14 protein-coding genes are annotated in these 12,440 nt (G+C 38.9%); 7 read left to right on the top strand and 7 right to left on the bottom strand.

All coding sequences use genetic code 11. The features are described 5' to 3' along the window. The first annotated feature begins 23 nt into the window (after positions 1-23). Both J2Z48_RS05530 and J2Z48_RS05525 read left to right on the top strand, forming a co-directional pair. The gene (locus J2Z48_RS05530; protein WP_307251632.1) at positions 24-1,970 is read left to right on the top strand and encodes an ABC transporter permease; all 1,947 of its coding nucleotides are present in this window, start codon (positions 24-26) and stop codon (positions 1,968-1,970) included. A gap of 251 nt (positions 1,971-2,221) precedes the next feature. Then, positions 2,222-3,763: a M1 family metallopeptidase gene (locus J2Z48_RS05525; protein WP_307251631.1), complete on the top strand. Its 1,542-nt coding sequence runs from the start codon at positions 2,222-2,224 to the stop codon at positions 3,761-3,763. A gap of 79 nt (positions 3,764-3,842) precedes the next feature. On the opposite strand, the gene J2Z48_RS05520 is transcribed toward J2Z48_RS05525, so the two are convergent. Further along, positions 3,843-4,154, bottom strand: coding sequence for a VanW family protein (locus J2Z48_RS05520; protein ID WP_370872881.1), 312 nt, complete (start codon positions 4,152-4,154; stop codon positions 3,843-3,845). Between the two features lie 7 nt (positions 4,155-4,161). Next, positions 4,162-4,398: a hypothetical protein gene (locus J2Z48_RS05515; RefSeq protein ID WP_307251630.1), complete on the bottom strand. Its 237-nt coding sequence runs from the start codon at positions 4,396-4,398 to the stop codon at positions 4,162-4,164. A 150-nt stretch (positions 4,399-4,548) separates the two neighbouring features. Between J2Z48_RS05515 and J2Z48_RS05510 the strand changes: the two genes are divergently transcribed. Next, on the top strand, positions 4,549-6,000 hold the full coding sequence (locus J2Z48_RS05510; RefSeq protein WP_307251799.1) for a SulP family inorganic anion transporter: 1,452 nt from the start codon (positions 4,549-4,551) through the stop codon (positions 5,998-6,000). Positions 6,001-6,094: 94 nt separating this feature from the next. Here J2Z48_RS05510 and J2Z48_RS05505 read toward each other — a convergent pair whose 3' ends face one another. Continuing rightward, entirely contained in the window at positions 6,095-6,466 is a 372-nt protein-coding gene (locus J2Z48_RS05505; RefSeq protein WP_307251628.1) for an iron chaperone, read from the bottom strand. Positions 6,467-6,647: 181 nt separating this feature from the next. On the opposite strand from J2Z48_RS05505, the gene J2Z48_RS05500 reads away from it, so the two are divergent. The 4 genes from J2Z48_RS05500 to queF are packed head-to-tail and all read left to right on the top strand — an operon-like array spanning position 6,648 to position 8,969. Then, on the top strand, positions 6,648-7,352 hold the full coding sequence (locus J2Z48_RS05500) for a radical SAM protein (protein ID WP_307251626.1): 705 nt from the start codon (positions 6,648-6,650) through the stop codon (positions 7,350-7,352). Between the two features lie 14 nt (positions 7,353-7,366). Next, on the top strand, positions 7,367-8,068 hold the full coding sequence (gene queC, locus J2Z48_RS05495) for a 7-cyano-7-deazaguanine synthase QueC (protein ID WP_307251625.1): 702 nt from the start codon (positions 7,367-7,369) through the stop codon (positions 8,066-8,068). A 4-nt stretch (positions 8,069-8,072) separates the two neighbouring features. Beyond that, positions 8,073-8,459: a 6-pyruvoyl trahydropterin synthase family protein gene (locus J2Z48_RS05490; protein ID WP_307251623.1), complete on the top strand. Its 387-nt coding sequence runs from the start codon at positions 8,073-8,075 to the stop codon at positions 8,457-8,459. A gap of 27 nt (positions 8,460-8,486) precedes the next feature. Beyond that, a complete protein-coding gene (gene queF / locus J2Z48_RS05485) occupies positions 8,487-8,969 on the top strand; it encodes a preQ(1) synthase (RefSeq protein WP_307251622.1) in 483 nt (160 codons plus the stop codon). A gap of 20 nt (positions 8,970-8,989) precedes the next feature. On the opposite strand, the gene J2Z48_RS05480 is transcribed toward queF, so the two are convergent. From J2Z48_RS05480 to J2Z48_RS05465, 4 genes are all read right to left on the bottom strand, one after another. Continuing rightward, complete coding sequence (locus J2Z48_RS05480) at positions 8,990-9,715, bottom strand: 4'-phosphopantetheinyl transferase family protein (RefSeq protein WP_307251621.1); 726 nt, start codon at positions 9,713-9,715, stop codon at positions 8,990-8,992. 58 nt (positions 9,716-9,773) lie between these two features. Further along, positions 9,774-10,400, bottom strand: coding sequence for a FusB/FusC family EF-G-binding protein (locus J2Z48_RS05475; RefSeq protein ID WP_307251620.1), 627 nt, complete (start codon positions 10,398-10,400; stop codon positions 9,774-9,776). Positions 10,401-10,584: 184 nt separating this feature from the next. Then, positions 10,585-11,268 (bottom strand): 3'-5' exonuclease, encoded by a 684-nt coding sequence (locus J2Z48_RS05470; protein WP_307251618.1) that lies wholly within the window; start codon positions 11,266-11,268, stop codon positions 10,585-10,587. Between the two features lie 157 nt (positions 11,269-11,425). Beyond that, positions 11,426-12,310, bottom strand: coding sequence for a YitT family protein (locus tag J2Z48_RS05465; RefSeq protein ID WP_307251798.1), 885 nt, complete (start codon positions 12,308-12,310; stop codon positions 11,426-11,428). Between the last annotated feature and the right edge of the window lie 130 nt (positions 12,311-12,440).

Raw genomic sequence — 12,440 nt, 5'->3', positions numbered from 1 at the left:
TTCATTACTAGGAGGAGCCAGATATGACATTTAAACAGTTTGCCTTGCGCAATGTACAACGAAATCTCTCCTCCTATTTGGTTTTTTTTATGACAAGTACCATTTCAGTTATGGTCTTTTTTATCTTTTCAGTCGCCTACTTTCATCCTGATATGGATATATCAGATAGTTCAAGGAACTTAACCGAAATATTAGCGATGATCTTACCTTATCAATATGGATGTTCGTTACTATTTATTTTGTACTCATTTGGAACGTTTCTCCATAGACGGTGGGGAGAGTTTGGTCTACTCCGCCTGCTAGGCATAGCGGATTCGCAGTTTATCAAACTGATGTTTTTTGAAAATGTCCTGATTGGCTTCATTTCCATCATCTCTGGAATCCTACTAGGACTTCTTTTTGCAAAGTATTTCTTTTTCGTCATATCCATGATATTTCAGTTCCGTTTAGAATTTAGTTTATCTGCTATTCCAATTGTGTTAACTTTTTTCGCGTTCATCAGCTTATTTATTTTGGTATCAATCCTGTCTCCATTTTTGGTTCGCTCCCAAAACATCCACAGCCTATTATCCAAAAGTCGAAAACAAAATCGTCAATCAAAGGCTTCTCTTCTATCAGCAATATGTGGCATTACCATTACTCTACTTATGTATGGGTTGTTAGTGTATGCAATCCAGAACCAGAATGAATTGAAAGAAGGTAAGTTTACAGAGTGGCTAATGTACTCAGGCTACGATATCAAAATAGTCTTTGTTATTCTGACAGGTGTTACCTATCTCCTCTTCTCTCAAATAAGTACGATAGGTATTATGTTATTAAAACGGAATTCGCCTTTTTATTTTTATAAGACAAACCTGCTCTGGGTCTCCAACCTAGCTCATCAAGCGAAGCATAACGCCCGAAACTTATTCATATCTACAGTGTTAATCACGATTTCCTTAGCCTTTACAGCAAATCTGTATACAAGCTATCTATATACAGCTGAGCAAATACTGAAGGAATCTTTGGTTCCGATCTCTTATCTATCGTATCCTCAAGATCAAAATCTAAAAGAAAATATAAATTATATTGATACGTATCTTGAAAAAAATGGATATGAATATGAAAAAACCCAGATTCCGCTTCTCGCTTTGAATACGCTACCCATGATGCCCGGGGAAGGAGAAGTGACGATAGCACTCCTATCCAACTCCAGCTTCAATCAGTTGGCTCACTTTCTAGGTAGGAAACCCATATCTCTTGAAGAAAATGATTCCCTAGAATTGGTTTGGGAAGGTTTAGGAGTAAACCCACCTTCTACATTTCAAAAAAAAGAAATGGAAGTAGAAGGAAGAAAACTAAACATAATTGGAACAGATGACACACCCTATTTTAAATATGTAGCACACACTTATTATGTAGTAAGTGATGAGCTTTATCGCGAAATAAAATCAATCTATCCAACATACATCCTTGTAGAGTATCAGATTCCAAACTGGACTCGACTGGGGGACTTTAGTACTCAAATCACAAAACGATTTAACGAAGGACCTAGGCAAGTAATGACTGCAGCTAATCATTTTCAAAGAGAGCTCATACACAATAAAACCTTCTTCTTCATTGGCTCCTTTATTAGTACAGTCTTCTTCATCGCAGCAATTAGTTTCCTCTACTTCCGCTTGTTTGCAAACATTCAAGGGGAAAGGGAAAAGTATCGAAACTTAACCAAGATCGGTCTTAAAAGAAAAGAGATCAAGCGAATGATCACGCGTCAGTTAGCCATTTTCTTCTTCGTTCCCTTTATTATCGCTTCTGTCCATACTTATATGGTTCTCATTTTCTTGAACAAAGAAAACGTTGAGTGGGCTCCATTTTATAAGATCCTTCAGGTCATTACCATCTTTGGAGTGATCCAAATTCTCTATTTCATCTGGATTCGCTCAAAGTATATTCGTACGATCTTTCGCTACTTGGATCACGGGAAAATTTGACTTGGGCTGGATGATCCACATCCTACTCTTATAGCATTCATCTACTTCCATCATATTGAATGCGTAAATTAGCAAAGAAAGCATTTCCTGATTATTAGGAAATGCTTTCTTTTATAGCGCCTTCTTAAAGCCTAAACCTGCTGCTACATCTTACAAAATAGTAAGTTTTGATTAAGGTAAATCCATGGTACACAGTTCTTTCTTTATTTACATTTATACATACTCGGTTAAAAACAAGGAGAGATTCTCACATGAAAAAATGGACCAATATAGCGATTGCAGGCTCGATTTTATCAAGTATCACACTTTCCTCCATCCCGTTGCATGCCGCCGATGCAAAGGAAAAACCAAATCAGATGGACAAGCCCCAATATCAGATTGACGCTAAGCTGGATCAGAATCAACATAGCATTCAAGCAAGTGAAACGGTGTCATTTAAAAATAAATACACCCAAAATCTGAATGATTTAGTCTTTCATCTATATCCTGATTCATACAACAAACTAGAAACCATGAGTAATATGCACGCGAAGCCAAGTACTCCAGAAATGCTTGCAGAAATAAAAAAGCGATACCCAAATATTACGGAAAAGGATTTCTTAGGCGATATTGAAATCAAAAGTGTCACCATTCAAGGAAAAAAAGTCTCGTATACGCAAGATAAACAAGTACTCAAGATCCAATTATCTACACCTATACAACCGAATCAACGCGTTGATGTAAAAATTGATTTCACAGTTAAGATTCCTTTTGGATTTCAACGAATGAACCACAGAGATGGTTTTTACGCTCTTACCAAATGGTATCCGATTCTCTCGATGTATGATCCAAAGGCACAGAAATGGGACGAAAAGCCGTATCATCCAGATGGTGAATCCGATTACAGTGATTTCTCCGATTATAAAATGAAGCTTACTGTTCCAAAAGAAATGACCGTCGCAGCTACAGGAACAGAAACGGAAACAATCCAGCAGAATGAAAAGATCGTTCAAGTAGATGCTCCTAATGTGAGAGAATTTGTTTTCTTCGCGAGCCCTCACTATACAAAGGAAACTCGAAAAATAGCAGGTATTACGGTGAGTAGCTACTATGATAAAAGAAATCCTCAGAGTAAAGAAATCGCATTGAATGGATTAAAGGATGTAGAAAAAGCGATTCCCTTTTTCAATCAAAAAGTTGGACAGTACGCGTACCCGGAATTTGACATTATGGAGACTCGTGTTGGGGGTGTAGATATGGAATACCCAACGATTATCCAAATGGGGGAATATTCAAACGAAGGGGCAAATATGTCCCTGGTTCATGAACTTGCCCATCAATGGTTCTACGGCATGATTGGAAACAATCCCTATAATGACCCTGCATTAGATGAGAGTTTTACTACCTTTGCCGATATGTATTTTAATGAATATGATACGAAAGGGAAGTATGGATTTAAAACACATCTATCTAATAGTAAGCAGGCAATAAAAGAAATGCCCGGAGCCATCAATCGTCCATTGGATCAATATCCTTCTACCAGTGACTATAGCCAATATGTGTATGAAAAAGGATATATTGCTTTAATTGATTTATATTATAAAGTCGGAGAGAAAAAGTTTGATCAGATCATGAAGACGTACTTTGCTCAAAACAAATTTACCAATGCTACTTTTGCTCATTTCTTTGATGCAGTTAATAAAGTAGCAGGCAAAGAGGTTAGAGATTATATGGAGAAAGCATTCACGAAACCTGATTATCATCCTACACACCTCTTACAGCCGAAAAAAGAGTCAGAACAAGAGGCGAAGTAATATAGAAGCCATGCGGATTCTACAGCAGAGAATTTGCGGGCAGAATATTCAGCTAGGAGTTTTGATTTCTTTTTCTGAACTATCTTTCTCTGACTACTCCACTATCCGTGCTTTTACTAAAATTTTCTGGAGGTAGTGGCGGGTTCTTTCCTCTTTCTGCTTCTGGGTCCGTGTACGTATTTATTTGAATCGTCCCGCTGCTGATGGTAATTCGAATCACCATTGGCTTGTTGTAATTATTTTTAAAGCTGAAATCAGGTCCTCCCCATGAGACAGTTGCATCTCTACCTGGTGGCACATATGGAACTTCTTTACTGTGAGAAATTCGGCGAGTAATTTGCGCCTTGGCTTTCTGTTCAGACTCTACACTTTCGGTAGCCTCTTCCTTCAAATCTTTTCTAGAGAATCCCTTTTCCTGTCGGAACTACGGGCAACGTAATAAACTTCTCTATTTTCAATTCTACAGGTCCATCTACTCGCCTAACAGTATTAACTAATCCTTTCTTATTCAATGCCTCCGCAGTAGTCTTGGATAGGAATAAAACTTTTTTATCAAATATTTCGATAACGCCTAATTTTTCTGCTACTGCTATCACGTTATGGGATTCGTTTAGCTGGTGATATCTTGTGCACAAATTGTTTTATCTTACAATTTAGCTTACATAAATGTAAGATTTCGATAATCCCATTGGTTCTACAATCTAGAGTCTATGCGTAATGTAATGGGGTCTTAATTGTGTCACAAAATTCGACACAAATATAAATTTGGAGATGGTGTAATGAAGGTGGTAGAAAAAATAAAGAAGGAATGGTTTTCCAATGTAAGAGGAGATACGCTTGCTGGAATCTTAGTAGCATTAGCACTCATTCCAGAAGCGATTGCTTTTTCTATCATAGCTGGCGTAGACCCGATGGTTGGATTATACGCGTCCTTTTGTATTGCGGTTATCATTTCGTTTGTTGGAGGACGCCCAGGAATGATTTCAGCGGCAACGGGAGCGATGGCATTGCTTATGGTCCCGTTAGTCAAAGAATACGGGCTAAACTATTTATTAGCAGCAACTATCTTGACAGGTGTTATCCAAATCCTATTTGGGGTCTTTAAAGTAGCCAAGGTGATGAAGTTTATTCCACGTGCTGTCATGATTGGATTTGTCAATGCATTAGCCATCTTAATCTTTATGGCTCAAGTTCCTCACTTTATAGGTATTTCTAACATGACTTATCTTTTTGTTGCGATTACATTGCTCATCATATATATCATCCCACAGTTTATAAAGTCCATTCCCTCACCACTTATTGCGATCATTCTCCTCACAACCGTTTCGATTTTTAGTGATTTGGACTTACGAACCATTGGGGATTTGGGTTCTATGAAGCAATCTTTGCCTACCTTTTTTATCCCTGATGTTCCTTTCAACTTAGATACATTGGCCATCATTTTCCCCTACTCTCTCGCTCTATCCATTGTAGGATTATTAGAAACACTACTAACTGCATCGATTGTAGATGATATGACAAATACAGATAGTAATAAAAATAGAGAATCTCGTGGGCAAGGGATAGCGAACATCATTACAGGTTTCTTTAGTGGTATGGCTGGATGTGCAATGATTGGTCAATCTGTGATTAATGTGAAATCTGGAGGACGTAGTAGACTTTCGATCCTTGTTGCTGGTCTAGGCTTAATGTTTCTCATTATTGTGCTAGGTGATATCGTGATACAAATTCCGATGGCTGTTCTCGTAGGAGTGATGATTATGGTATCAATTGGAGCTTTTGACTGGAATTCTTTTTCCTATTTGAAGAAAGCTCCGAAAAGCGATTCAATCGTCATGTTAGTGACGGTCATGATTGTAGTGTATACACATGACTTGTCCAAAGGGGTTATCGCAGGAGTTATTTTAAGTGCGATATTTTTTGTGTCTAACATCTCTAAGATGAACGTAATGAAGCAGCAATCTGATACGAATATCCAATATACGACTGAAGGACAACTCTTTTTTGCTTCTGTTGAAAACTTCTTGAAGTCATTTGATCTTACTGTACAACATTCACAAATCGTAATCGACTTCACCCATTCACAAGTCTGGGATGATTCTGCAGTAGGTGCCATTGATAAAGTAGTCATCAAGCTTCGAGAAAATCAGAATACCGTGGAGATCCGAAACTTGAATGTATCTAGTAAAAGGCTATACGACAAGTTGGCCGTCTCAAACCATGCAAACCTGAAGTAGAATGCAGTATGCTTAATCCCTTATTTGTTTTTGAATCTTAATAAACCCGGCCAAATGTTGGCTGGGTTTTAAATTTCTCACAATTGATCCTACTCTATTTCCTCCAAAAAGTGGAGCAGTCTGCCTTATCTACTATGTTAAACTCGATTATCTTCTCTATTAAGGAGAAATCAATTGGATCATCCCATCGAATTCGTACTAATTGCTTAGTATGTTCATAGCCAGCACGTATAATTTCGCCTGAGAAACGATCAATTACTACCTTTTCCGGTGAAAACGAAAAATGATGTTTAGCCACACTAAAACCGATAATAAATGTACCGTGATCGGTAAACATAGGCTGGTTCCACGCAATTTTAGGCACTAGATTAGGGAATTTTTCCATTACCCAAGCCAACACTTCTTCTAATCGGGTCCGATTTTGTTGATTCTCAATAGCAGCTAAATAATCTGAAAACGTTTCCATTGTATCCTCCTAAGTAAAATACATGTTCAAAAAGCATCTGGTTTCTTATCTTCTAATTTCTATCGTAATGTTCGAAAATATGCATTATCAGGTCAAAAACCGAATTAATCCTGATTATACAGTCGAATTATGATATGATTCTGTAGAATGTCTATAAAACAGGACAAAGTGAGGTGACAACTTGCAAGCTGTCTATGAATCAACAAAACTTCCCATGGTAGAAGTATTTCAAACGGTTGAAGGAGAAGGAATGCGCGCTGGCTTTCCGACTGTTTTCGTTCGTGTATTCAACTGCAATTTACGTTGCACTTGGTGTGATACATCCTATAGCTATGCGCCCAGTACACCCGAATATCTTGCTACGATTTCAGAAATCCTAGAACAAGTAAAACAGTATCCAGCGAAACACATTTGCCTGACTGGCGGAGAACCGCTTATGCATGGACAAAAGTCATTATTTCTTCTTCAAGCGCTGGCGGAGCTAGATCATATTGTTGACATACACATTGAGACCAATGGGGCAATCGATCTAATCCCTTTTCACGAATGGCGGCAAAACCATCCACAAGGACATAAAGTTCGATTCGTCATGGATTACAAATTACCTGCTAGTGGCGAGTCTGAAAAAATGAATCTTCTTAATTTTGATCTCCTCCAAGCTGACGACGAAATCAAGTTTGTCATTGGGAATGAGGTGGATTTCCATTCAGCCCTGATCATCGCGAAGCAACATATCAAGCAAGGCATCCCGATGTTTAGCCCTGTATGGGAATCAATGCCTCCACATCGTCTAGTTGAATTAATGCTAGAACATCAACTCACTGACATCAAATTAAACTTACAAATTCATAAAGTCATCTGGGATCCAAACCAGCGTGGCGTATAACACGGAGGCCTTTTATGAAAAAAAAAGCAGTTGTTGTTTTAAGCGGTGGTCTAGACAGTACCACTTGTATGGGAATTGCCGAGCAACAGGGGTATGAATTATATCCGATTACCTTCTTCTACAATCAACTTCATCAACGTGAAGTGGAGCAAGCAAAATGGGTCGCTGCTCATTACGGAGTAAGCCAAAGCCATAAAATAGTGAATCTCTCTTATCTGGGGCAACTCGGGGGCAGTGCCTTAACTGACTCATCCATCCAAGTTCCTACAACAGGGGTTGATGAAGATGAAATTCCAGCCACTTATGTACCCGCTCGAAATCTCATTTTTTTATCGATGGCTACTGCCTATGCGGAAGTAATCGGCGCTAATAAAATATTCGTTGGAGTTAGCGCTGTAGACTATAGTGGATATCCAGACTGTAGACCTGAGTTTATCCAATCGATGTCCGAAACAATCAATTTAGCTACTAAAATGGGCGTAACCGCCGACTCGGAAGATCGCCTCTCCATAGAAAGCCCTCTCATTCATCTGACCAAAGGGGAAACCGTGAAATGGGGACTGGAATTGGGTGTTCCTTATCATCTTACTACCTCTTGTTATCAAGGTTCTGAAGAGGCATGTGGGGTTTGTGATAGCTGTCTTCTTCGCTTAAAAGGCTTTGCTGATAACGATGCTAAGGATCCGATTCCCTATGCACAGCAGGTTTTGAGGTGAGCTTATGCACGGTAAATACACTTTAACCAAACATTTTTGGATCTCTTGCGCACATAGTGTGCCTGGTGCTGGCAAATGTGAAAGAATTCACGGTCATAACTACAAAGTTACTTTTTGTGTAGATGGAACCGAACTGGATGAAAGTCAGATGCTGATCGATTTTCGTCAAGTCAAACATGTAATCGAAAAAAAATATGACCATCATCTACTAAATGATTTTCCAGAGTTTAATCCCAAAGTAGGTGGAGCTGCGCCATCAACCGAAAAAGTGGCAGAAATCTTTTTCGTTGCGATTGACCAACTTTGTGAGCAAAAATCGAACCAACCAACCCTTCGCTGGGTAGAAGTACAAGAAACCAATGAAGCATTTGTTCGTTTCGAACGGGCTTAATTAACGCACTGAGATGAGGACAATATAATGGCTCAACATGATCTAGATTTACAATTACTCGGGCAAAAAACAAACTATCACTTCGAATATAACCCGGATGTACTGGAGTCATTCGATAATCGGCATCCTGACACTGACTACTTTGTGAAATTTAATACTCCTGAGTTTACCAGTCTGTGTCCGATTACCAACCAACCTGACTTTGCAACACTCTACATTAGCTATGTACCTGATCAGAAGTTAGTGGAAAGTAAATCGCTAAAGCTATATCTTTTTAGCTTCCGAAATCATGGTGACTTTCATGAAAACTGTATTGTGGTCATCATGAAAGATCTGATCAAGCTACTTGATCCCAAGTACATCGAAGTTTGGGGCAAGTTTCTACCGCGCGGTGGAGTCAGCATTGATCCATATGCAAACTTCGGAAAGCCTGGTACTCGCTGGGAAACAATTGCCGAGCAGCGCCTTGCACAACATGATCTCTATCCTGAGACCATTACCAACCGATAAAAACGAAAAAACCTAGTGATCTATGTGATCGCTAGGTTTTTTTCAAGCTTATATAAGTCATCATATTTGATCTCTTTTACTCGATAAACTGGTTCTGCTTCCTGCCTTGAACATAATGCAGTCGATATCATGCAGTCCTTCTTGGGAGGAAACGTATAGAAATGATACTCACCATCAAATTCTTTGTGGTGATCGAGAGGCACGGTAAAAGATAGCGGCCTCATCGAAAAGCCTTTGCCCTCTGCCTTCATAACTGCCTCTTTTCTCGTCCAAACCCAGTAAAAATGCTGAAGCTTAGTTTCAAGGTCATCTGGCTTTTTAACAAATGCTTGCTCTTCTTCTTGAAATACGAGATGCATTACTTCCAAGTGATCTTTGACTGTGTTTTCAACATCAATCCCAACTTCCCCCACTCGTGTTATTGCACAAGCTACGAGCCCATCTGTATGAGTCAAGTTAAAATAGATCTGCTTCTTTTCTTGCAAGTTTGGGGTTAGATATAGCTTCCCATATTCATTTTCTTGAAACTTTATATTGGCCGCCGATTCTAACTCCAAATATTGACCTAACAACCCTTTCAACAATATTCTTCCTAATAGGAACTCCTTTTTCTTATGATCAACTAGATAAGAATGTAGTTTTTCTTCTTCTTTTTGATCTAAAATAGCTGTAAACGGGCTTAATTCATCAGAGTGCATAGCGGAAGGAATCGTGATCCAATAAATTTCTACAATGTTTTTATTCATTCATTCATTCGATCCTTTGATTTTTGTATTCATTATATCAGCATAAATACGGTTCTTGCTATACTCCCATGAATTCCCGTAGCTTACTCATATCCGTTAAATCCTGATTACACGCCTGACTATCGAGACACATATAGTTTCCCGATACCAATTCATGGCTTCGTTTGGTCGTTACCAGTCCAATCTGGTTTCCCGCTCGACTTTGGTTACATAAACAGCAGAAGCTACTCTTATTTCCGGGAAGGGGCGTATATCGACAAGCAAGGCCATAGAATTCTCCCTCTTCATAGTAAACAAGGTAGAGAGACTGGGTTCCTACATCCCGCCAACCCAAATATCCGAAAGTAAAATCATCCATGTTTTCAAAATCGGGTATATTCATCTTCTTAACTTTCGGAAATAGTTTTCGAATCTGGCTTGATGTAACCATTGGAAATTTTTCTACGTAGGGAGATAGTAGCTTCATGAAATCATTCACTTCATCCTGCCCGCGAAATCTGCTTACATTTTGAAACAAATCCTTAACCTCAGGATTCAAACGATGAATCACTTCTCCGATCTTTATCTCCACTGCTTCTTCAATCGCTCGTAATGTCCGAAAATCACCCACAAAATAAACCGTTTGAATGAGGTGATGTAACTGCTGACGAATGAAATTGCGTTCATAAGGTTTGAGTAATTCCACTTATGTATACTCCCTTCTCAAACATGCAAAACGACTATGCCAAAATAATATTTTAACTATATACCCTTTTTTATACAATTGAAACAACGTTTCAAATCAGGAGAGTTTATCTTTAAAATAATGAAAAACCCTTCTTGTTATTAATCTAATATAATAAAAAGAAGAGTTTTGTTATGTCAAAGATCTATACTTGAGCTTCTTCCTCCACGAGCTGTCCACCAATTGATAGAACCAGCAAACGTAATCCCTCACAATCACTAGTGGCCCGATGACTTGGAGTGTATTCAATTTCTTTCTGCCCCAACGCCCGTGTTAGAGAAACAAAGCGCTCATCCCGATGTAACTGCTTATACATTTTCATCACACACCGCGGATCGTAGCTAATCAGTGGCAATTGATACTTTTTACAAGTCCTACGAATCATCATGATATCTGCATCAGAGGCATACATTAAAACAGTCTTCCCTTGAATAATGCTACCTACTTCCGGCCAAATTTCAGACCATGCTGGAGCGTCTTGTACCATTTCATCTGTAATACCATGGATATCCGTAGTCCGCTTTGGAATAGGCTGAGAAGGCTTCACAAGTGATTCGAATAAAATCGTTCCTGTTGCGTCTGTGATACCAATCTCAATAATTTCGTCCTCCCGTCCACCTCCTGTAGACTCTGTATCCAGCACCAACCAATCCCGTTTTAAATACCATTTCCGAAACAATTGTTTGCTCTGTTCAAATTCCTTTTCCATCTCTTTACATTTTTTCTCATAACATATAGGACAAAGATTCACTTCTTCCATCCGTGCACGTTTCTTACAGCGTTTACATCTTTGAATTTTTGGCTCGTTTTGTGTTTGATTTTGTTTCATATGAGTAAATTTCCCCTTGTGCACAATCCGAAACGAAATGTTTATAAGTTTATATGTATATTCCCTTACTACTATATCCTAATAGCCCTCATAGGGCAAAAGACTAAACTGCTAAACTAGAAACTGGCCTCATGATGAATGATTTGAGGATATGACGCTAGTGAACAACCTTCTTCTTAAAGTGTCCTCCCCTTACCTCATGAATATTGCCAACGGCCAAAAAAGCTTGTGGATCTATATTTTCTACAATTTCCTTTAGCTTGACTTCTTCGAGGCGCGTCACCACACAAAAGAGTACCTTTTTATATTCTCCTGTGTATCCACCTTCCCCGCTTAAATAAGTAACCCCTCTGCCAAGGTGTTTCAAGATGCAATTCCCTAGTTTTTCCGGTTCCTCACTCATAATCCAAACGAGCTTGGTTTCATCAAACCCCTCGATTACAACGTCGAGGAGCTTAAATACGATGAAATAAGCTATAAAAGAATACATAGCACGCTCCCAACCGAACAAAAAGCCAGCACTTCCCAAAATAAACAAGTTAAAAAACAAAACAATTTGCCCCACAGAGAAGGGAGTCCTCTTATTAAAAAGGATCGCGAGAATCTCAGTTCCATCAAGAGATCCGCCATATCGAATGACAAGCCCAACTCCAATCCCTACGATGATCCCACCAAAAATAGATGCCAATAGCGGATCATGTGTGAGAGGAGGGAGCGAGTGAAGGGAATAAGTGCCGATCGACATAACTGCTACACCAAACATAGTGGAAAATGCAAACGTCTTTCCAATCTGCTTGTACCCTAAGAAAAAGAAGGGGAGATTCAATATAAATAAAAGAATGCCCAACTTCAGACCTGTTAAATAAGAGAGAATCATAGAAATGCCAACAATCCCCCCATCAATTACCTGATTGGGGAGCAAAAAAATTTCTAATCCGACGGCAGCTAACATAGCTCCCAGTAAAATGACCAAAACACGTTTTAAGAGATGTCTCTTTGTCAACTTACTATGACCTGTTTTTTCCAACTGAGGGGGTACTATTTCCAACGGATTTAACTCCTTTAAACATATATCACTTGTAAGGTATTTGGATAGTATCCCCCTTTATGGGTTGGTTATGTTTTAAAAATAAGACATAGGCATTTTTTGTCGTTTTGATGTCGCTTTCACC

The sequence above is a fragment of the Croceifilum oryzae genome, from assembly GCF_030814315.1.
GTDB lineage: Bacteria > Bacillota > Bacilli > Thermoactinomycetales > Thermoactinomycetaceae > Baia > Baia oryzae.
This window is presented reverse-complemented; position numbering and strand designations above follow the sequence as displayed.

Bases quoted from the DNA above. Each gene is read 5' to 3' on its own strand.
- queC (WP_307251625.1), top strand. From the start codon at position 7,367: ATGAAAAAAAAAGCAGTTGTTGTTTTAAGCGGTGGTCTAGACAGTACC.
- J2Z48_RS05530 (WP_307251632.1), top strand. From the start codon at position 24: ATGACATTTAAACAGTTTGCCTTGCGCAATGTACAACGAAATCTCTCC.
- queF (WP_307251622.1), top strand. From the start codon at position 8,487: ATGGCTCAACATGATCTAGATTTACAATTACTCGGGCAAAAAACAAAC.
- J2Z48_RS05505 (WP_307251628.1), bottom strand. From the start codon at position 6,466: ATGGAAACGTTTTCAGATTATTTAGCTGCTATTGAGAATCAACAAAAT.
- J2Z48_RS05490 (WP_307251623.1), top strand. From the start codon at position 8,073: ATGCACGGTAAATACACTTTAACCAAACATTTTTGGATCTCTTGCGCA.
- J2Z48_RS05480 (WP_307251621.1), bottom strand. From the start codon at position 9,715: ATGAATAAAAACATTGTAGAAATTTATTGGATCACGATTCCTTCCGCT.
- J2Z48_RS05525 (WP_307251631.1), top strand. From the start codon at position 2,222: ATGAAAAAATGGACCAATATAGCGATTGCAGGCTCGATTTTATCAAGT.
- J2Z48_RS05470 (WP_307251618.1), bottom strand. From the start codon at position 11,268: ATGAAACAAAATCAAACACAAAACGAGCCAAAAATTCAAAGATGTAAA.